General features: G+C 66.1%; 20 protein-coding genes and 1 tRNA gene. 14 read left to right on the forward strand and 7 right to left on the reverse strand.

Features of this window, described 5'->3' with window-relative positions; genetic code table 11:
- Nucleotides 1-32: 32 nt before the first annotated feature.
- Nucleotides 33-1,166 (reverse strand): glycosidase, encoded by a 1,134-nt coding sequence (locus M0208_RS02900; RefSeq protein WP_258890232.1) that lies wholly within the window; start codon nt 1,164-1,166, stop codon nt 33-35.
- A gap of 171 nt (nt 1,167-1,337) precedes the next feature.
- A complete protein-coding gene (locus M0208_RS02905) occupies nt 1,338-2,210 on the reverse strand; it encodes an alpha/beta fold hydrolase (protein WP_258890233.1) in 873 nt (290 codons plus the stop codon).
- 37 nt (nt 2,211-2,247) lie between these two features.
- Here M0208_RS02905 and M0208_RS02910 point away from each other — a divergent pair, with 37 nt between their 5' ends.
- The 11 genes from M0208_RS02910 (at nt 2,248) to M0208_RS02960 (ending at nt 11,706) form a co-directional block, all read left to right on the forward strand.
- A complete protein-coding gene (locus tag M0208_RS02910; protein ID WP_258890234.1) occupies nt 2,248-3,606 on the forward strand; it encodes a protein adenylyltransferase SelO family protein in 1,359 nt (452 codons plus the stop codon).
- 46 nt (nt 3,607-3,652) lie between these two features.
- Nucleotides 3,653-5,065 carry a succinylglutamate-semialdehyde dehydrogenase gene (gene astD, locus M0208_RS02915; RefSeq protein ID WP_258890235.1) on the forward strand — a complete coding sequence of 471 codons (1,413 nt, stop codon included), beginning with the start codon at nt 3,653-3,655 and terminating at the stop codon, nt 5,063-5,065.
- Between the two features lie 21 nt (nt 5,066-5,086).
- Nucleotides 5,087-6,025, forward strand: coding sequence for a DUF808 domain-containing protein (locus tag M0208_RS02920; RefSeq protein WP_258890236.1), 939 nt, complete (start codon nt 5,087-5,089; stop codon nt 6,023-6,025).
- Nucleotides 6,026-6,130: 105 nt separating this feature from the next.
- Nucleotides 6,131-6,511 carry a cupin domain-containing protein gene (locus M0208_RS02925; RefSeq protein ID WP_258890237.1) on the forward strand — a complete coding sequence of 127 codons (381 nt, stop codon included), beginning with the start codon at nt 6,131-6,133 and terminating at the stop codon, nt 6,509-6,511.
- 88 nt (nt 6,512-6,599) lie between these two features.
- The gene (gene cobA, locus M0208_RS02930; RefSeq protein ID WP_258890238.1) at nt 6,600-7,391 is read left to right on the forward strand and encodes a uroporphyrinogen-III C-methyltransferase; all 792 of its coding nucleotides are present in this window, start codon (nt 6,600-6,602) and stop codon (nt 7,389-7,391) included.
- Nucleotides 7,388-7,684 (forward strand): DUF2849 domain-containing protein, encoded by a 297-nt coding sequence (locus M0208_RS02935; RefSeq protein ID WP_258890239.1) that lies wholly within the window; start codon nt 7,388-7,390, stop codon nt 7,682-7,684. Before cobA ends, M0208_RS02935 begins: the two co-directional genes overlap by 4 nt.
- A 249-nt stretch (nt 7,685-7,933) precedes the next feature.
- The gene (locus M0208_RS02940; RefSeq protein WP_258890240.1) at nt 7,934-9,565 is read left to right on the forward strand and encodes a nitrite/sulfite reductase; all 1,632 of its coding nucleotides are present in this window, start codon (nt 7,934-7,936) and stop codon (nt 9,563-9,565) included.
- Nucleotides 9,558-10,007, forward strand: coding sequence for a DUF934 domain-containing protein (locus tag M0208_RS02945; protein ID WP_258890241.1), 450 nt, complete (start codon nt 9,558-9,560; stop codon nt 10,005-10,007). The genes M0208_RS02940 and M0208_RS02945 overlap by 8 nt, the downstream gene beginning before the upstream one ends.
- Nucleotides 10,000-10,758, forward strand: a complete 759-nt coding sequence (locus tag M0208_RS02950; protein ID WP_258890242.1) for a phosphoadenylyl-sulfate reductase — start codon at nt 10,000-10,002, stop codon at nt 10,756-10,758. The genes M0208_RS02945 and M0208_RS02950 overlap by 8 nt, the downstream gene beginning before the upstream one ends.
- Nucleotides 10,759-10,835: 77 nt before the next feature.
- On the forward strand, nt 10,836-11,513 hold the full coding sequence (locus M0208_RS02955) for a hypothetical protein (protein ID WP_258890243.1): 678 nt from the start codon (nt 10,836-10,838) through the stop codon (nt 11,511-11,513).
- Nucleotides 11,514-11,556: 43 nt separating this feature from the next.
- Entirely contained in the window at nt 11,557-11,706 is a 150-nt protein-coding gene (locus M0208_RS02960) for a hypothetical protein (protein WP_258890244.1), read from the forward strand.
- An 85-nt stretch (nt 11,707-11,791) separates the two neighbouring features.
- Here the strand turns inward: M0208_RS02960 and M0208_RS02965 are convergent, their stop codons facing one another.
- Both M0208_RS02965 and M0208_RS02970 read right to left on the reverse strand, forming a co-directional pair.
- Nucleotides 11,792-12,238 carry a cupin domain-containing protein gene (locus tag M0208_RS02965; RefSeq protein ID WP_258890245.1) on the reverse strand — a complete coding sequence of 149 codons (447 nt, stop codon included), beginning with the start codon at nt 12,236-12,238 and terminating at the stop codon, nt 11,792-11,794.
- Between the two features lie 11 nt (nt 12,239-12,249).
- Complete coding sequence (locus tag M0208_RS02970) at nt 12,250-13,737, reverse strand: replicative DNA helicase (RefSeq protein WP_258890246.1); 1,488 nt, start codon at nt 13,735-13,737, stop codon at nt 12,250-12,252.
- A 110-nt stretch (nt 13,738-13,847) separates the two neighbouring features.
- On the opposite strand from M0208_RS02970, the gene M0208_RS02975 reads away from it, so the two are divergent.
- Nucleotides 13,848-14,330 (forward strand): UPF0262 family protein, encoded by a 483-nt coding sequence (locus M0208_RS02975; RefSeq protein ID WP_258890247.1) that lies wholly within the window; start codon nt 13,848-13,850, stop codon nt 14,328-14,330.
- A 3-nt stretch (nt 14,331-14,333) separates the two neighbouring features.
- Nucleotides 14,334-14,789: a cytidine deaminase gene (gene cdd / locus M0208_RS02980; protein WP_258890248.1), complete on the forward strand. Its 456-nt coding sequence runs from the start codon at nt 14,334-14,336 to the stop codon at nt 14,787-14,789.
- Between the two features lie 3 nt (nt 14,790-14,792).
- On the opposite strand, the gene M0208_RS02985 is transcribed toward cdd, so the two are convergent.
- On the reverse strand, nt 14,793-15,572 hold the full coding sequence (locus tag M0208_RS02985) for an SDR family oxidoreductase (RefSeq protein WP_258890249.1): 780 nt from the start codon (nt 15,570-15,572) through the stop codon (nt 14,793-14,795).
- Nucleotides 15,573-15,646: 74 nt separating this feature from the next.
- A tRNA-Leu gene (locus M0208_RS02990) sits at nt 15,647-15,731 on the reverse strand.
- A 164-nt stretch (nt 15,732-15,895) separates the two neighbouring features.
- Between M0208_RS02990 and M0208_RS02995 the strand changes: the two genes are divergently transcribed.
- Nucleotides 15,896-17,212 (forward strand): MFS transporter, encoded by a 1,317-nt coding sequence (locus tag M0208_RS02995; RefSeq protein ID WP_258890250.1) that lies wholly within the window; start codon nt 15,896-15,898, stop codon nt 17,210-17,212.
- Here M0208_RS02995 and M0208_RS03000 read toward each other — a convergent pair.
- A complete protein-coding gene (locus tag M0208_RS03000; protein WP_258890251.1) occupies nt 17,202-18,272 on the reverse strand; it encodes a LacI family DNA-binding transcriptional regulator in 1,071 nt (356 codons plus the stop codon). The two genes, M0208_RS02995 and M0208_RS03000, sit on opposite strands and share 11 nt — an antisense overlap.
- Between the last annotated feature and the right edge of the window lie 119 nt (nt 18,273-18,391).

The raw sequence follows: 18,391 nt of genomic DNA on the forward strand, positions 1-18,391 counted from the left end.
CCACCTCTCCCCGGCGGGGAAGGATTGCGAAGTTATTTGCCGATCGCGTTCTTTGGCATATGCGTGATCCGGCACGCCAAGTCCGCCTCGCCGCTCGCCACGATCCAGTGATCGCCAGCGTCGGCGATGCCGGTCGTAAAGACGACGTCGTCGATATACATCTGGTCCTTCAGCGGCTCGGTGAGCGCTGGGTTCGGTTCGAGGAGCGCTTCGTGCTGCGTCCGTACTGTCCGCCACGGCTCGTCCCTATCGAGCAGGGTCCAGTAGGTGCGGTAGATGCCAACGACGCCCGATGGCTCGACGCCGTGCCATAGGGTCAGCCAACCGTCCTTGGTTAGCACCGGCGGGGTGCCGCCGCCGATGCGGGCGGTGGCGGTGGTGGCGGCGTGCGGGCGGACGCCGGGGTGGTCGCTGGGTTTCCAGTGCAGCGCGTCGGGCGAGCTGGCGAGGTTGATCGACGGCCCGGCGCGCCATTCGCTGCCGGGCGGGTAGGCGAAATACAGGTCGCCGAGCGGGCGGGTCTGCGCCCAATATCGACCACCGATCAGCCCTTCGAATATCAGCATGTCCTTGTTCTGGTGATCGAGGACGATGCCTTCGAGACGCCAGTCGAGCGCGTCAGTGCTGGTGTAAAGCGTGGTCGAATGCCGTTCCGGGCTGACCGAGCATGTCGTCATCAAATAGCGGTCACCGACGCGGCTGATCCGAGCGTCCTCGACGCCGTAGCATTGGTATGGTGCGCGCGGAGCGATGGCGCGGTCGTAGTGAATCGCCTCGATGCGGCGGCCTTCGGAATCGAGTTCGACCGGCAGCAGCCACGAGAGCGAGGTCAGCGCCATCACCCGCCAGCCCCCGTTTTCCTTGGCCCCGCGCAGCATGAATTTTCGCGGGTCGGCGGTGTCGACCAGCCCGAGCGGCCACGGATCGAGGTGGTAACCGTCGTCCGCCCAGCGGATTGCGTGGATGTGGCCGTCGCGGATCGGATTGCGCAGCGCTTCGGCGACGCGGACCATCAGCAGCAGATTGCCGTTCGCTAGGCGCGTCATGCCGGGGTTGAACGCCCCGAGGACGTAGGTTTCGGCGTCGACCTTTCCCGCAGCAAGCGGGGAGCGGGTAAGGTCGATGTCGGCGGGGACGAGGATCAGATGGTCGAGGGGGAAGGTCATTTCACGCGCTCGTCCGTGATGTAAGCACCTCCCCGGCGAAGGCCGGGGTCCAGTTTCGGCGTCGTCTAATAGTGAGGATATCGCGCGCCAACCAACGCGGCGCAACTGGGCCCCGGCGTTCGCCGGGGTGGTGCTTGAATGGTGATCTTGCGTGCATCCCCGACGAAATTTTCATGCAGCCGCGGGTTCCGCGGTGCGTGCGAGCAATCGGTCGATCGGCGCTTCGACCACCGCCTCCGTCAGCGTCGGCGCGTGGCCGACGCCGGGGACGACGACCAGTTCGGCGTTCGGCAGCGCAGAGGCCATCCGCTCCGCGACCCCTTGGGACAATATGTCCGATCGTTCTCCGCGCACGACCAGCACCGGCACCGTACCCAGCGACGCCAACGCACGCCACATGTCCGGACCCGCCTCGTTCCCCGGCACGCGGAACGGTTCGGCGATCTTCATGTCATAGTCCAGCACGATGCGCCCGGCGCTGTTCAGCCGGTAGAGGCGCTTGGCCATCGCCAGCCATTCCTCGATCTGCCAGCCGGGATAGACGTCGCCGTTGCTTTCGCCGACATGGCGCGCGGCGTGCATCCAGGTCGGGAAATTGCTGGCACGGCCGACGTAGCTGCGGATGCGCGCGAGGCCCGCGGCGTCGATCTCCGGCCCGACATCGTTCAGCAGCGCCCCGGCGATCTGCCCCGGGAGGAGCCCGGCGAGCAGCATCGTCACGATCCCGCCGAGCGAGGTGCCGATCGATACGAAGCGGTCGATGCCCTGTTCGGTCAGCAGCTTCGTCACGTCCTGCGCATAGGTGAGCGGGACGTAGGTCATCGGATCCTTGGAATACGCGCTTTCGCCGCGGCCGCGAAAATCGATCGCGATGACGCGGCGCGGCCCGGCCAGCCGTTCGGCCAGCACGGCGTAGTCTCGCGCGTTGCGGGTCAGGCCGGCCATGCAGATGATCGGCGGCAGGCTCGCGTCGCCGGGATAATCGCGCGCGTGGAGCCGCAACCCGTCGTTCGACCACCAATAGATGTCAGCCCACGCGGTCATGCTTGCACCTTTGGTTGCGCCCGCCCCATATCACCGGATGCTTACAGACCCGCAAGCCTATCGACCCGAGGTCGCGTTATTGACGCTCGGGAATACTTTCTACGACGCGGTGTGCGCGGCGGATTTTCCCGAAACGCAGGTGCGGTTTCGGAACGATCGTGCGGCGGCGGAGGTGGGGCTGGACGGGTTGAGCGACGCGGAATGGGTGGCGCATTTCGGACGGTTCGCGCCGCTGACCGGCACGCTGCCCGAACCGCTGGCGCTGCGTTACCACGGTCATCAGTTCCGCGTGTACAATCCCGAGATCGGCGACGGGCGCGGCTTCACCTTCGCGCAGCTTCGCGACGATCGCGGGCGGTTGCTTGACCTGGGCACGAAGGGGTCGGGGCAGACCCCGTGGAGCCGGTTCGGCGACGGGCGGCTGACGCTGAAGGGCGGCGTCCGCGAGGTGCTGGCGAGCGAGATGCTGGAGGCGCTGAACGTGCCGACCAGCCGCAGTTTCTCGCTGCTAGAAACCGGCGAGGCGCTGGAACGCGGCGATGAGCCCTCCCCCACCCGGTCCGCGGTGCTGGTGCGGATGAGCCACGGGCATATCCGCATCGGGACGTTCCAGCGGCTGGCGTATGAGCGTGACGAGGCGGGGATGCGCGCGCTGGTGCGGTATGTGCTGGCGAACCTGTACGGTGAGGACGGCGACGATCCGGTGCGGTTGCTCGATCTGGTCGTGCAGCGAACCGCGGTGCTGGCGGCGCGCTATATGGCGGCGGGGTTCGTTCACGGCGTGCTGAACAGCGACAACATCAACGTGACCGGCGAGAGTTTCGACTACGGCCCGTGGCGGTTCGCGCCGACGTGGGATCCGGGGTTCGTGGCGGCGTATTTCGACCACGCCGGGCTGTATTCGTTCGGGCGGCAACCCGAGGCGATCCATTGGGATGCGATGCAGCTGGCGGTGTCGCTGCGGCTGATCGCGCCGGCCGCGCCGATGATCGCGCTGCTCGAAGGATTCGGCGATCATTATGGGCGCGCGATCACCGACGCGTTGTTGTGGCGGCTGGGACGGGTGCCGATCGACGCCGATACCGATCGCGCGCTGGTGCAGAGCCTGGAGCGGGCGTTGCGATCGAGCGGCGTCGGGATCGACCGGTTCTTCTTCGACGGTTTCGCGCAGGAGTTGCCGGAAGGCTATGGCGACGCGTGGGACGAAACGCGCGCCGCGATAGCGCCCTATGCCCACCGCACGGACCGCTCTCACGCTTTCTGGTCGGGGGAACCTTGCGCGATGCTGATCGATGAGGTCGAGGCGATCTGGGCCGGGATCGCGGATGCCGACGATTGGTCGGCCTTCGATGCGAAGGTCGCCGCTGTTCGGGCGTTCGGCAAGGCTCTGGACTAATGGAGTCATCCCCGCGAAAGCGGACATGACGGATAGAAGAGGGTTGATGGCCGCCGAACTCGTTTCCTTCGAACCCGCGACGGGGGCGGAATTGTGGCGCGGCGCGATCGGCGATGTCGATGGCGAGGTTGCGGCGGCGCGTGGCGGCTGGGCGACGTGGGCGGCGCGGCCGTTGACGTATCGGATCGAGACGCTGCGCCGCTTCGCCAATGTCGTGCGCGCCAAATACGAACCCTTCGCGGACTGTATCGCGCGCGAGACGGGCAAGCCGTTGTGGGAGGCGCGGACCGAGATCGATTCGGTGATCGCCAAGGTCGATATCTCTGCCGCGGCCTATTCCGAGCGCAGCGCGCAGCGGCGGCTGGATTCGCCAATGGGCAGCCGGATGGCGCTGCGGCACAAGCCACACGGCGTGCTGGCGGTGCTGGGGCCGTATAATTTTCCGGCGCATCTGCCGAACGGCCACATCGTGCCCGCGCTGATCGCGGGCAATGCGGTGGTGTTCAAACCGTCCGAAAAGACGCCAGCCACCGGTGCGATGCTGGTCGATTGCCTGCGCGAGGCGGGCGTCCCGGCGGACTGCATCCGGCTGGTCATCGGCGGTCCGGCGGAGGGCAAGGTGCTGGCGGCGCATTCCGGCATCGACGGGTTGCTGTTCACGGGCTCCGCGCGCACCGGCCTGGCGCTCAACCGCGCCTTTGCGGAAAAGCCCGAGAAGATCCTCGCGCTGGAGATGGGCGGCAACAATCCGATCGTGGTGTGGGACACGCCCGATCTGTACACGGCCGCGGTGCTGGTCATCCAGTCGGCCTTCACCAGCGCGGGGCAGCGCTGCACCGCCGCGCGGCGGCTGATCGTCGACCAGAGACTGTACGACCCGCTGATCGCCGAGCTGAACAAATTGCTCACCCGGCTGATCGTCGGCGAACCGCACGCCAAGCCGCAGCCGTTCATGGGGCCGGTGATCGACAACGAGGTCGCCGATCAGCTGACCGAGAGCTTCCTCGCGCTGCTGATGAAGGGTGGCCGCCCGATCCGCCATCTGGAGCGGACGATCGACGGCCGCCCGTTCCTGCGGCCCGGCGTCATCGATGTGACCGACATGGCCGATCGCCCCGACATGGAATTGTTCGGTCCGATCCTGCAGGTGATCCGCTGCGACGATTTCGACGCGGCGATCGCGGAGGCGAACAACACGCGCTACGGCCTGTCGGCGTCGCTGATCAGCCAGACGCCCGCCTTGTACGACCGGTTCTGGGCCAATGCGCGCGCGGGCATCGTCAATTGGAACAAGCCGACAAACGGCGCGTCTTCGTCCGCGCCCTTCGGCGGTATCGGCTGGTCGGGCAATCACCGGCCGAGCGCTTATTATGCGGCCGATTACTGCGCCTATCCGGTGGTGAGCAACGAGGCCGATGCGGCGCGCGCGTCGATCGGCATCGGCCTTGCCGACAGCTGACCTCTCCGTAGAAAGACTTTCATGGCCGGCGGACTCGTAGCGCTTCTGGACGATATCGCCGGGATGGCGAAGCTGGCGGCGGCGTCGCTGGATGATGTGGGGGCCGCCGCGGCGAAGGCCGGGACGAAGGCCGCGGGCGTGGTGGTCGACGATACCGCGGTGACCCCGCGCTACGTCGTGGGCCTGAGCCCTGCCCGCGAACTGCCGATCATCTGGAAGATCGCGCTGGGGTCGCTGCGCAACAAATTGCTGTTCCTGCTGCCCGCCGCGCTGCTGCTGAGTGCGTTCGCACCGTGGGCGGTCACGCCGCTGCTGATGATCGGCGGCGCGTATCTGTGTTTCGAGGGCGCGGAAAAGGTGATCCATGCGCTGACCGGGCACGGCGACGGCGCGGAGGAAGTCGCCGCCGCCAGTCCTGAGGAACTGGAGAAACGCCAGGTCGCGGGCGCGATCCGCACCGATTTCATCCTGTCGGCGGAGATCATGGCGATCGCCCTGAACGAAGTGTCGGATCGGCCGATCGTGACGCAGGGCGTGACGCTGGCGCTGGTCGCGCTGGTCATCACGGTCGGCGTGTACGGCGTGGTCGCGATGATCGTGAAGGCGGACGACGTGGGGCTGCATCTGGCGCAGCGCCAGTCGAGCGCGACGCAAGCGATCGGCCGCGCGCTGGTGAAGGGCGTGCCCTATCTGCTGAGCGCATTGTCCGTGATCGGCACTGCGGCGATGATCTGGGTCGGCGGCGGGATTCTGCTGCATGGCGCGGAGGTGCTGGGCTTTGCGGGACCGGCGCACTGGCTGCACGAGGTATCGGACCACGCCGGCGCGGCGACCGCGGCGGTCGGACCCGCCGTGGCGTGGATCGTCACCGCGATCGGATCGGGCATCGTCGGGCTGATCGTCGGCGGTATCATCGCGTTTGTGGTGACCGCGGTCGGCAAGGCGCGCGGGAAGCACTGATCGCGTCCGGCCCGATGCGCCGAGCATCGGTCGCCGCAGCGTACGAAAAGTGTCATCGATCCGCTGTACTCCTGAGACCAGGGCCGATCCGGGGAGGAGCACGCGATGCAGATCGACGGTGAGTCACTTGTCGTTCAGACCGGCCAGGTCGAACCCGTGCCGTTTCCCATCCCCGGGGCGACCGAAGGCGGAGTGACCGCCACATTGGTCAACGTCGACGCCGATCGCGGCCTGGTCACGACGATCATTCATATCGAACCCGGCGCGCGTATTCCCGCTCATTACCACAATGACGGTCCGGAGGCGCATTACGTGCTGAGCGGCGACTTCATCAACGCGGGCGAAACGCTCATGCCCGGCGCGTTCGTAACACATCCGACCGGGGTGGTTCATGGCCCGCATGAATCGCGAACGGGGTGCAGCATCCTCACGTTGCAGAGCGCCTATGTCGATCCGGCGAACCCGGATTTCCATATTGTCGAATGATCGCGCGGCGGCGGCGCGAAAGCTGGGCTAGGGCAGCGCCAAGCAACAGTCGGTTGTCGCGTAGCCCCCAAAAGACCATTTGCTGCGCATGGCGACACTTCTCGATCCCGATGCGCGTGGGCGCGTCATTCTCGTCGGCGCAGGTCCGGGTGATCCGGGGCTGCTGACCGTCCGCGCGGTGGAGGCGCTCCGTGCCGCCGATGTGGTCGTGCATGATGGGTTGATCGACCCGCGCGTGCTGGACATCGCGCCGCCCGCGGCACAGCGTATCTCGGTGGCCAAGAAGCGTGCGCGGCACACGTTGCCGCAGGACGCGATCAACGCGCTGATCGTGGCGCACGTCCGCACCGGGGCGATCGTTGTCCGACTGAAGGGCGGCGATCCGTTCATCTTCGGCCGCGGCGGCGAAGAGGTGGAGGCGGTGCGTGCGGCGGGCCTCCCGGTCGAGGTGATCCCCGGGGTCTCGGCAGCGCTCGGTTGCGCGGCGGAGGCGATGTTGCCGCTGACGCACCGCGATCATTCCAGCGCGGTCAGCTTCGTTGCGGGACAGTGCAAGGGTTTGTCGGAACAAGATTGGTCGGGCCTCGCCGGGCAAGGCCGGACGCTGGTGATCTACATGGGCGTGGCGACCGCCAACGACATCGCCGATAAGCTGATGGCCGACGGCGTCGCGCCCGACATGCCGGTGGCGGTGCTGGAAAAGGGCACGCTGGCCGGGCATCGCGCGCTGAAGACCTTGCTCGCCGATCTCGGTCCGATGGTGACGCGCGAGGGCGTTCAGAGCCCGGCGATCATCGTCGTCGGCGAGGTCGTCGAACTGTCCGATGCGGAAGATAAACTGGCCACCTGGGCGAAGGCTGCGGAGAGTTTGAGCGCATGAAACTGCTGACCGGAAACGACCTGCCGACCGGCGATGTGACGTGGTGGACCGGCAGTGGCTGGTCGCGCCATGTCGAGGATGCCGCGGACGTCGGGGACCAGGGCGACGCCATCGCCCACGCCGAGGAAGGCGCGCGCCGCGTCAACGCACCCTATGTGATCGACGCCGCCGCCACCCCCGAAGGCCCCCGCCCCGCCCACATCAAGGATCGCATCCGCGCGCTCGGGCCAACGGTGCGGCCCGACCTGACGCTGAAGCCTGCGGACCCGGAGGCAGGAAGTTGGGTGATATGATCGTTCACGCGAAGGCGCGAGGGCGCGAAGAAGGAAAGAAGATGGTTCGCGCAGAGACGCGGAGGCGCAGAGATGGCGTGCTTGCCGCGCAGCGGCGACTATCATCGCTAGCCGAATCCATTTCGTTTTCCGCTGACCCGGACGATTGCCGCGCGTACGACACCTCTGCGTCTCTGCGCCTCTGCGCGAACAAACTTTTTCTCTTCGCGCCCCCGCGCCTTCGCGTGAACAAACTCACGGGACCGACCCATGTATAAATACGATACCTACGACCAGGCGATCGTCGATGCGCGTGTCGACGAATTTCGCGATCAGGTGAAGCGCCGCCTGGCGGGGCAGATCACCGAGGATCAGTTCAAGCCGCTCAGGCTGATGAACGGCCTGTACCTGCAACTTCACGCCTATATGCTGCGCGTCGCGGTGCCGTACGGCACGCTCGACGGGCGGCAAATGCGGATGCTGGGGCATATCGCACGCAAGTACGATCGCGGTTACGGGCATTTCACGACGCGGCAGAACATCCAGTACAATTGGATCAAGCTGGAGGACGCGCCCGACATCCTCGCCGATCTGGCAAAGGTCGAGATGCACGCGATCCAGACCAGCGGGAACTGCATCCGCAACATCAGCAGCGATCAGTACGCCGGGGCAGCCGCGGACGAGGTCGCCGATCCGCGCCCGTGGGCCGAACTGATCCGCCAATGGTCCAGCTTCCACCCCGAATTCAGTTACCTGCCGCGGAAGTTCAAGATCGCGGTGATCGCTTCCCCCGAAGATCGCGCGGCGATGCGGCTGCACGATATCGGCATCGAGCTGGTGACACGTGACGGTGTGCTCGGCGCGCGCGTGTTCGTCGGCGGGGGCATGGGCCGCACGCCGATGGTCGCGCCCGAAATCAACGAGTTCGTCACCGCCGACGATCTGCTGAGCTATCTCGAGGCGTGCCTGCGCGTGTACAATCGCTACGGCCGACGCGACAACATCTACAAAGCGCGGATCAAGATCCTGCTCCACGAACTGGGCGCGGACGAATATCGCCGTCAGGTCGCGGAGGAGTTCATCGCGGTGAAGGCGCTCGGTATCGATCCGCCGCAGGCTGAATTCGATCGGATCACGGCGTTCTTCGTCGCACCGGATTTTGAGTCCGGTGCATCCGGCGACGTCGACCGCAGCGATCCCGATTTCGCATTGTGGGTCGACCAGAATGTGAAGCCGCACAAGCAACCCGGCTACGCCATCGTCAACATCAGCCTGAAGCCGATCGGCGGCATCCCCGGCGATGCGTCGGCCGACCAGATCGACGTGATGGCCGATCTCGCCGAGCGTTTCAGCTTCGACGAACTGCGCGTCACCCACGCGCAGAACATCGTCCTGCCGCACGTCCGCGCGGCCGATCTGTATCCGATGTGGCAGGCGCTGAACGAGGCGGGGCTCGCCGAGGCGAACCTGGACCTTATCAGCGACATCATCGCCTGCCCCGGCCTTGACTACTGCAGCCTGGCCAATGCCCGCTCGATTCCGGTCGCGCAGAAGATCGCGCAGCGTTTCGCCGATCCGGCGCGGCAACGTGATCTGGGCGAGCTGAAGCTGAAGATCAGCGGCTGCATCAACGCCTGCGGCCACCATCACGCGGGGCACATCGGCATTCTCGGCGTCGACAAGAAGGGCACCGAAAATTACCAGTTGCTGCTCGGCGGGTCGGGTGCGGAGGACGTGAGCCTCGGCAAGATCACCGGCCCCGGCTTTTCCGAAGACGGCATCGTCGACGCGATCGAACGCGTGACCGACAAATATGTGCAGGTCCGCGAGGACGGCGAACGCTTCCTCGACACCTACCGCCGGGTCGGCATGGATACGTTCAAGGAGGCGATCTATGGGTGATCTGGCTGGAAAGACCGATGCGCTCCTCCGCTTTCGCGACGACGAGGCGCATGACGAGCCTGCCGAGACGCTCGACAGCTTCCTCGCTGCGCAGAGCAATGCGGGCGCGGTGCGGCTGGAGGCGGGCGACGATGCGCGCGCGTTGCTGCCGCACATCGAACAGATCGCGCTGGTAGAGGTGAGTTTCCCGTCGTTCCGCGACGGTCGCGGTTATTCGGCGGCGCGTATCCTGCGCGAGGGCGGATATACCGGCGAACTCCGTGCGGCGGGCGACGTGCTGGTCGACCAGGTGGCGTTCATGCGCCGCTGCGGTTTCGACAGTTTCGCGCCCGAGGCACCGATCGACGCCGCGACGCTCCAGCGCAGCCTCGACCGCTACGAATTCGACTATCAGTCGGCCGCCGATGCCTCAGTTCCCGTCTGGAAGCTGCGGCATGGCTGACGCCGCGCGCGTCCTCGACATGATCGACGTGACGCCGGCGTTCACCGCCGACGATGCGGCGATATATGAGGCGCGCTTCGCGGGCGTGTCGGCGCAGGATATGCTCGCCGAATTGCTGACCGGCGAACTGAAGGACCGCATCGCCGCGGTGTCGTCGTTCGGGGCGGAATCGGCGGTGCTGCTGCATATGATCTCCCGGATCGATCGCGACGTCCCGGTGATCTTTACGAACACGCAGAAGATGTTCGGCGAAACGCTTGAATATAGAGATGAACTTTCCGAGAAACTCGGGTTCAGCGATCTGCGCGTGTTCCGTCCCGATCCGCGCCTGCTGGCGGAGAAAGACCCGACCGGCCTGCGCTGGTCCTACGACCCGGATGGCTGCTGCGACCTGCGCAAGGTCGAGCCGCTGCGCCGCGCGCTCGCGCCCTTCGATGCGTGGATTTCGGGGCGCAAGGGGTTCCAATCGGGCACCCGCCGCGCGTTGCCGCGGTTCGAGGAGGATGAGGGCCGCCTGAAACTCAACCCGCTCGCCGACTGGGACAAGGCGCGGCTCGACGCCTATTTCGACGCGCACGAACTTCCACGCCATCCGCTTGAGGCGGACGGATATCTCTCGATCGGCTGCAAGCCGTGCACGTCGAAGGTGATGCCGGGCGAAGACCCCCGCGCGGGACGCTGGCGCGGGTGGGAAAAGGTGGAATGCGGCATCCACGTGCCTGAGAAACCGGGCGAGGAACCGGTGTTCTGACCGCCCTAAGCGTTTCAATTAGAGCCAGCTTTTCATCCCCGCGCTAATCCTCGACCAACCAATCGAGGAGAGCGCGCATGAACGCGGTCGACAGTTCGGTGCGAAGTGCGCCACCCCCCGTGCCGCAAGCGGCGCCCCCGTCCCCCGCCCCGTCAAACTTCCTCGACGGCATCGGCGATTTCTTCGACAACGTCGTCCACACCGTCAGGGACATCGCCAAATCGATCGTCGAAGAGGTGCAGGGCAGCACGGCGAACATGCCCGAGAACGAACGCCTCGCCCGCAAATTGGTCGAGGCTGGCGGAACGGGCGATCAGGCCGACGTCGATCTGGTCGTGGCCGAACTCTCCAAGATGCCGGTCACCGCGCCGCGGCAGATGGACGCTGCGGGCACGAAGGTGGTCGCCTGCCAAGATTCAGTGACCGACTATGCGGCGGACCTCAAAGGCGTGCAGCAGCGCGGGCGCGCCGCGACGGGTGAAGGGCATGGCTCGGCCAATCTGGTCATCCACGAATCCGCGCATGCAGTGGATGCGATGGTGTCCGGTTCTCTCAATTCGGCAAGCCCGGCGTTCAACGCGGCGCGCAAAGCCGACATCGGCGCACTGCCGTCCTATGAGACGCAACCCGGAGCCGCGGGCCAGTCCGAGAGTTATGCCGAAAGCGCGGCACGCTATTATGGAGGATCGCATGGCTCGATCAACACGCCTGCCCTGGACGCCTATTGGCGCGACAATCCTCTTGGCGGCCGCTAGTTGCGTGCAGGCTGAGGAGCGGAAGGCGGGCGAAGGAAACGCGATGCAGAGCAATACGCAAGACGCCGCGCCGGAGACGATCGGCATCGCGACCGAAGAGGCGGACGGCACGATCGTGCTGAACCTGCGCGCGACGGGTGCGGGTGGCGCTGTCGGTGACGGGCAATTCCGCTATCCGAAGACGCATCCGTAATATGCGACGATCAAGGCCCATATCGGCCCGATCCCGAAGGGCGGGTCGGTGATGGTGAAGCCGTTTCCGGAGAAGTGACCGGCTTTCAGTAGGGCGTCCCGTTTTTGTGGCGGTAGATACCGTCCGACGCGTTCAGCAGCAGATCGATGTCGGGATAATGGCACGGCGTCTTCTCCGGCACGCCCCACACGACGAAAGTGCATCCGCCTTCCCCGCCGATCAGGTGATGCCCGTTGCGATCGTTCTTCGGAAAGGCGACGCAATCCCCGGCGGCGAGCAGGGTTTCTCCCGCGTCGTCGATCAAGGTCGCGCGGCCCGACAGCAGGACGACAAACTCGTCCTCGCCCTCATGCCAGTGCCGCTGGCTCGACCATGCGCCTTCGGGCAGCGCGACATGATTGATCTCGAAATCGGTGATCCCGCCCGGCTTCGACAATTGCCGGATGCGGCGATCGCCCGCGGTGTCGTCGAAGGGTGCCGGGTAGCCAGTCCCCGAAATCGGCGCGATCGCGTCCAGGTCGATCCGCGGCATGTCCGCCCTCCTCAATAGGCCAAGTCCGAGAATTTGGTGATCGTCGGGTCGAATTTCATCCGCACCTTGCCGGTCGAACCGTGGCGCTGTTTCGCGACGATCAGTTCGGCCAGGCCATAGACGCGCTCCATATCCGCGGCCCAAGTAGCGTGATCCTCGAATATCTTGGCGCTGTCGCCCTCGATCGGGCGCTTCGGCTCCTTCGACGCGACGTAATAATCCTCGCGATAGACGAACCACACCATGTCGGCGTCCTGCTCGATCGATCCTGATTCGCGCAGGTCGGACAGCATCGGCGTCTTGTCCTCGCGCTGTTCGACCGCACGGCTGAGCTGCGACAGCGCCAGCACGGGGACGTTCAGATCCTTCGCCAGCGTCTTCAGACCGCGGCTGATCTCGGATATTTCCTGCACGCGGTTACCGTCTCCGGTCTTGCCCGATCCGCTGAGCAACTGGAGGTAGTCGACCACCACCAGCCCTATCTCGTTATTGTGCCGCCGCTGCAGCCGCCGCACGCGCGTGTGCAGCGCGCCGATCGACAGCCCGCCGGTATCGTCGATGAACAGCGGCAGGTTCTCCAGCTCGGCCGCCGCCGCCGCCAATTGCCCGAACTCGGACCGGCTGATCTTGCCCATGCGCAGGCTTTCCGAACTGATCCCCGATTGTTCGGCCAGGATACGGGTCGCCAGCTGATCCGCCGACATTTCCAGGCTGAAGAACGCGACCTTCGCCCCGACCGAATCGGCGGGCGCGATGCCGTCGGCCATGTCGCGCATCCAGCGCCGCGCGGCGTTGAAGGCGATGTTGGTGGCCAGCGAGGTCTTCCCCATGCCGGGACGTCCGGCCAGGATCATCAGATCGGAATGATGCATGCCGCCGATCTTGGCGTTGATGCTTTCGATCCCCGTCGTCACGCCCGACAGGTTGCCGCCCGAATTCAGCGCACGCTCGGCCATTTTCACAGCCATCGTCGTGGCTTGCGCGAAGGTCTTCACACTCGATTCCGCGCCGCCGTCGGCCGCGACCTTGAACAATTCCTCTTCGGCCAGCTCGATCTGCCCGCGCGGATTGACCTCTTCGGAGGTGTCCATCGCGCGATCGACGAGCGTGCGCCCCACCGTCACCAGCGCGCGCAGCATCGCCAGGTCGTAGATCTGCGTCGCAAACTGCCGCGCGCCGATCAGCCCCGCGCCCGACCCCGTCAGGCTGGCGAGATAGGACGGCCCGCCCAGCTCCTTCATCCCCTCGTCCGCGTCGAACATGGGCCGCAGCGTCACCGGCGTAGCGAGCATGTCGTTGCCGCGCAGCGTCTTGATCGCGGCGAAGATGCGGCCGTGGAGCGGTTCGTAGAAGTGCTGCGGCTCCAGCCGGTCAACGATGTCGTCGGCCAGCCGGTTGTCGATCATCATCGCGCCCAGCATCGCGGCCTCCGCCTCGACGTTGCGTGGCAGCTGCGGAGCGTCGGGCGCGGCGGGGATCGGGAATGCAAGAGTGGCCATCGGTGCGGTCTTACGGGGCGCAAGGCCGATAGCTCAAGCGGGTTGCGTCGATTTGTGCTGTGAATGACGGGGATGGTGACGGAAGCAAAGTTCGTCTCTATCGAAACCTGATGGCCGACCCGCGGATCATCCATGTCGAGCTCGACGAACGCACGATCCTGTGGCGGTCGGCGGACATCGAGCAGGAACGGCGGATCGCGATCTTCGACCTGATCGAGGGAAATCATTTCGCGCCGCAGCGGGAGCATCCTGACGGTTACGCCGGGCCGTACCGGATCGCATTGTCGGTCGAGGAAGGGCGGCTGGCGATCCAGATCCGGCGCGAGGACGATACGCCGCTGGAAACGCTGATCCTGGGGCTGGGGCGCTTCCGTCGCCCGATCAAGGACTATTTCGCGATCTGTGACAGCTACTTCCAGGCGATACGTCAGTCGACGCCGCAACAGATCGAGACGGTCGACATGGCGCGTCGCAGCATCCACAACGAGGCAGCCGAGTTGCTGAAGGAGCGGCTGGAAGGCAAGATCGAGATCGATTTCGACACCGCGCGGCGGCTGTTCACGCTGATCTGCGTCCTCCACATCCGGGGCTGATGAATGAATGACCAAGCGGCACGGCTGATCGCGGCGGCGCGCGCGGCGGCGCGCCATGCGCACGCGCCTTATTCAAATTTCGCGGTCGGGGCGGCGGTGCTGCTGACCGACGGCAGCGTCGTGACCGGCGCGAATGTCGAGAACGCCAGTTACGGCCTGTCGCTATGCGCCGAGACGGTCGCGATCGCCACCGCGAGCGCCGCGGGGCGGCTGGGCGACGTGGTGGCGATCGGCGTGATCGGCGGGATGATGCGGGACGGCATCGCGCATGGCGAGGATGTGGTGCGCCCGTGCGGGCGGTGCCGCCAGGTGCTGAACGAAGCGGCGCAGATCGGTGGACGCGACCTGCGCGTCTATTGCGCCGGGGCGGAGGGTGACGGGTTGCACGAGTATCTGCTGTCCGACCTGTTGCCCGATGCGTTCGGCCCGGCCGATCTGGGAATCGGCCGGGCGCGCTGAGGCTTATTGCGCCAGCGCGTTCGCGCTTGCGTCGCCCAGATCGCTGCCGCCGTCGACGTTCAGGATCGTACCGGTGACGTATTTCGCCGCGTCGCTGGACAGATACATGGCGGCGTCGGCGATGTCGGTCTTCTGGCCATAGTCGCGCAGCGCCAGGCGGCCCTTAATCTGCTTCTCACGCACCGGATCGGCGAGCCGCGCCATTCCTTCGGTATCGGCGATCGGGCCGGGCGAAATCGCGTTCACGCGTACCCCGGCCGGTCCCCATTCCAGCGCCAGGCATTTGGTGACCATGTTGACCCCCGCCTTCGCCGCGCAGGCGTGGACCTGGAACGACATCGGATGCACCGCCTGCCCCGCGGTGATCGCGATCAGCGACGCGCCGGGCTTGTTCAGATGATCGAAGCTGGCGCGGAAGACGTTGAACGTGCCGAGCAGGTCGATGTCGATCACCGTCTTGAACGCATTCGCGCTCATCTTGATCGCGGGCGCCAGGAAATTGCCCGCCGCACCCGAGATCAGCACGTCGATCTTGCCGTAGCGTTCGGCGGTCTGCGCATAGGCCGCCTCCAGCCCCGGATAGTCGCGCACGTCGCACGCGATGCCGAACGCGTCGACCCCGGCGTCACGCAGGCCCTGCGCCGCCGCCTCGATCTTCTCCGCGCTGCGGCTGAGCACGACGACCTTCGCGCCTTCGCTGCCGAAGCCGTGCGCGATCGCCAGATTGATCCCGCTCGACGCCCCCGCGACGAACACCGTCTTGCCCGCGAACCGATCGCCCATAACCTCATCCTCTCACCATGTTTGAGGACAGAGATGAAGCGAAGCCGCGAGGTGCGCAAGCGATCTGCAACAGGTGGTGCGGGCGGTGGGAATCGAACCCACACTCCTTGCGGAACCGGATTTTGAGTCCGGCGCGTCTACCAATTCCACCACGCCCGCGCGTGCCGATCGACGAAGTTGGGGCCTATAATTGAGCTTCTTTCGGTTGGCCAGATCGGAAATGACGGACGTCAGGACACCGTCAGGCGGATTTACAAACGTTTGTTGGCGCGGCTAGTCTGCGAACCGAAACGCGCGAAGACGGCATAGGGAGAGAGCGGGACATGACCGGTAAACCGCTGCTGTCGCTCGCGCGGATCGTGCAGATGAACCTGGGCTTCCTGGGCCTGCAATTCAGCTTCGGGCTGCAGCAGTCGAACATGGGGCCGATCTACAGCTATCTTGGCGCGGACGAGGCGACGATGCCATTGCTGTGGCTGGCGGGGCCGATGACCGGGTTGATCGTGCAGCCGATCGTCGGCGCGCTGTCGGACCGCACCGTGACGCGGATCGGGCGGCGCACGCCGTATTTCCTGATCGGCGCGGTGCTGTGCAGCCTTGCGCTGTTCGCGATGCCGTACAGCGCGGAACTGTGGATTGCGGCGTCGCTGCTCTGGGTGCTGGACGCCGCCAACAACATCACGATGGAGCCGTATCGCGCCTATGTCAGCGACCGGCTCGATCCGTCGCAGCGAACGACGGGGTTCTTCACGCAATCGGCCTTCACTGGCCTCGCGCAGACGCTGTCGTATCTTGCGCCGTCGATCTTCGTCTGGTTCGGCATGAACCCCGACCTGGTCGATGCGAACGGCATCCCGCACATCACGCGCATCGCCTTTGCGATCGGCGCGGTGCTGTCGATCTCCACCATCGCCTGGTCGGTGTGGCGGGTGCCGGAGTTGCCAATGACCGAGGCAGAGCGCGCGCATGCCGCGGCCAGCCCGCCGGGAACCGCGCAGGTGATGCGCGACCTGCGCGATGCGGTGCGCGAAATGCCGACGCCGATGCGCCAGCTTGCGCTCGCCATGCTGTTCCAATGGTACGGCATGTTCTGTTACTGGCAGTTCGTCGTCTTTTCGCTGGCGCGGTCGATGTTCGGCAGCGGGGAGGCCGACGCGGTGCGCGATGCGGCGCTGATCAACGGGCGGCTCGGCGGTTTCTACAATGCGGTCGCGTTCGTCGCGGCGCTGGCCTTGATGCCGATCACGCGGCGGCTGGGCGCGAAGCCCGTGCATGCCGCGTGCATGACGCTCAGCGGCCTGGGGATGCTGGCGCTGCCCAGTATGACGCAGGAGGCGTGGAGTTACCTGCCGATGATCGGCATCGGGCTGGGCTGGGCGAGCCTGATGGGGTCGCCGTACATCATGCTGGCCAACTGCATCCCGCCCGAGCGCACCGGCATCTACATGGGCATCTTCAACATGTTCATCGTCGTGCCGATGCTGATCGAAACGCTGACGGTGCCGTTGTTCTATCGCAGCCTGCTGGGCGGGGATGCGCGCAACGTGTTGCTGCTGGCGGGCGGGATGATGCTGGCGGCGGCGGTCGCGACCCTGTTTGTGCGGTCTTCGCCCGCCCCGGCGCGCGCCGTCAGGGCGTAGGCGCGCCGCCGGCCTCGACCGTCGCGTCGCTCGATCCGCGGACGACGAGCGTCGGGGCGAGCACGAGCGACGGCATCGCGACGCCGCCCATCCGCGCCAGCAACCGTTCGACCATCGCCTTCGCCCCGGCCGCGAATTCCTGCCGTACGGTGGTGATCCGCGGCACGGTCTGCACCGCCAGCGGAAGATCGTCGTAACCGACCACGCGCACCGTGTGCGGCACCTTTATCCCGTGATCGGCGAGCGCGCGCAGCGTCATCATCGCGATCGCGTCCGAGCCTGCGAATATTCCGTCGATCGCGCCGCCATGGCGATCGAGATGCACGGCGATTTCTTCGTACATCACGTCGGTCGCCAGATGCGTTTCCAGCATTACCGGCGGGGCGGCGCCCGCGGCGGCCAGCGCCGCCGAGAGTCCCGCAAACCGCAGGTCGAGTTCGGGCGCGTGAACGTCGCCCAGAAACGCGATCCGGCGCGCGCCCTGCGCCAGCAGATGCTCCCCCGCCAACCAGCCGCCGCGGTGATTGTCGGTCCCGACCGAACAATGCGCCTGCCCGCCGTCCAGCCCGCCCCACACGACCAGCGGACGATAACGTTCGGCGACCCGCTCGATCGCGGCGCGCTGGTCCGACTGGCCCAGCAGCAGTACGCCGTCGAGCATCCCTGAATCGACGATCCGTTCCAGCCAGTCGGGCGCGTCGGGAATGACGCGCGACAGCATCAGATCATACCCGATCTCGGTCAGCGCGTCGGCCAGGTGACCCAGCATCGTCATGAAGAACGGGTCCGACAGATGCTGCCGCCGTTCATGCCCCAGCGGCACGACCACGCCGATCACCCCGGTGCGCTTCGTACGCAGCCGGCTGGCCATCTGGTTCAGCCGGAAATCATGCGCGGCGGCAAGCGTCTGGATACGATCGCGGGTCGCCGGATTGACCAACGGCGATCCGGCCAGCGCGCGCGAGACGGTGCCCGGCGACACGCCCGCGACCTTCGCGAGGTCGACGATCGTGCGGACACGCGTCCCGGTCACGTCGACAGGCTGCTCGGTGCTGGACATCGCCCGGATATACCGCGCGACCGCCCGCTGCCAACGCGAAAACATCGCGGCTGAAAACGTTTTCAATTCGCCGCAACAAACGTTTGCATAGGCTTTGCGATCGGCTATGCCGCTCATAC

The sequence above is a fragment of the Sphingomonas sp. SUN019 genome, from assembly GCF_024758705.1.
GTDB lineage: Bacteria > Pseudomonadota > Alphaproteobacteria > Sphingomonadales > Sphingomonadaceae > Sphingomonas.

Coding starts and splice junctions, on each gene's coding strand:
- M0208_RS02960 (WP_258890244.1), top strand. CDS start 11,557: ATGCAGAGCAATACGCAAGACGCCGCGCCGGAGACGATCGGCATCGCG.
- M0208_RS02920 (WP_258890236.1), top strand. CDS start 5,087: ATGGCCGGCGGACTCGTAGCGCTTCTGGACGATATCGCCGGGATGGCG.
- M0208_RS02985 (WP_258890249.1), bottom strand. CDS start 15,572: ATGGGCGATCGGTTCGCGGGCAAGACGGTGTTCGTCGCGGGGGCGTCG.
- M0208_RS02995 (WP_258890250.1), top strand. CDS start 15,896: ATGACCGGTAAACCGCTGCTGTCGCTCGCGCGGATCGTGCAGATGAAC.
- M0208_RS02975 (WP_258890247.1), top strand. CDS start 13,848: ATGGCCGACCCGCGGATCATCCATGTCGAGCTCGACGAACGCACGATC.
- M0208_RS02950 (WP_258890242.1), top strand. CDS start 10,000: ATGGCTGACGCCGCGCGCGTCCTCGACATGATCGACGTGACGCCGGCG.
- M0208_RS02940 (WP_258890240.1), top strand. CDS start 7,934: ATGTATAAATACGATACCTACGACCAGGCGATCGTCGATGCGCGTGTC.
- M0208_RS02905 (WP_258890233.1), bottom strand. CDS start 2,210: ATGACCGCGTGGGCTGACATCTATTGGTGGTCGAACGACGGGTTGCGG.
- cobA (WP_258890238.1), top strand. CDS start 6,600: ATGGCGACACTTCTCGATCCCGATGCGCGTGGGCGCGTCATTCTCGTC.
- astD (WP_258890235.1), top strand. CDS start 3,653: ATGGCCGCCGAACTCGTTTCCTTCGAACCCGCGACGGGGGCGGAATTG.
- M0208_RS03000 (WP_258890251.1), bottom strand. CDS start 18,272: ATGTCCAGCACCGAGCAGCCTGTCGACGTGACCGGGACGCGTGTCCGC.
- M0208_RS02900 (WP_258890232.1), bottom strand. CDS start 1,166: ATGACCTTCCCCCTCGACCATCTGATCCTCGTCCCCGCCGACATCGAC.
- cdd (WP_258890248.1), top strand. CDS start 14,334: ATGAATGACCAAGCGGCACGGCTGATCGCGGCGGCGCGCGCGGCGGCG.
- M0208_RS02970 (WP_258890246.1), bottom strand. CDS start 13,737: ATGGCCACTCTTGCATTCCCGATCCCCGCCGCGCCCGACGCTCCGCAG.
- M0208_RS02955 (WP_258890243.1), top strand. CDS start 10,836: ATGAACGCGGTCGACAGTTCGGTGCGAAGTGCGCCACCCCCCGTGCCG.
- M0208_RS02935 (WP_258890239.1), top strand. CDS start 7,388: ATGAAACTGCTGACCGGAAACGACCTGCCGACCGGCGATGTGACGTGG.
- M0208_RS02965 (WP_258890245.1), bottom strand. CDS start 12,238: ATGCCGCGGATCGACCTGGACGCGATCGCGCCGATTTCGGGGACTGGC.
- M0208_RS02925 (WP_258890237.1), top strand. CDS start 6,131: ATGCAGATCGACGGTGAGTCACTTGTCGTTCAGACCGGCCAGGTCGAA.
- M0208_RS02945 (WP_258890241.1), top strand. CDS start 9,558: ATGGGTGATCTGGCTGGAAAGACCGATGCGCTCCTCCGCTTTCGCGAC.
- M0208_RS02910 (WP_258890234.1), top strand. CDS start 2,248: ATGCTTACAGACCCGCAAGCCTATCGACCCGAGGTCGCGTTATTGACG.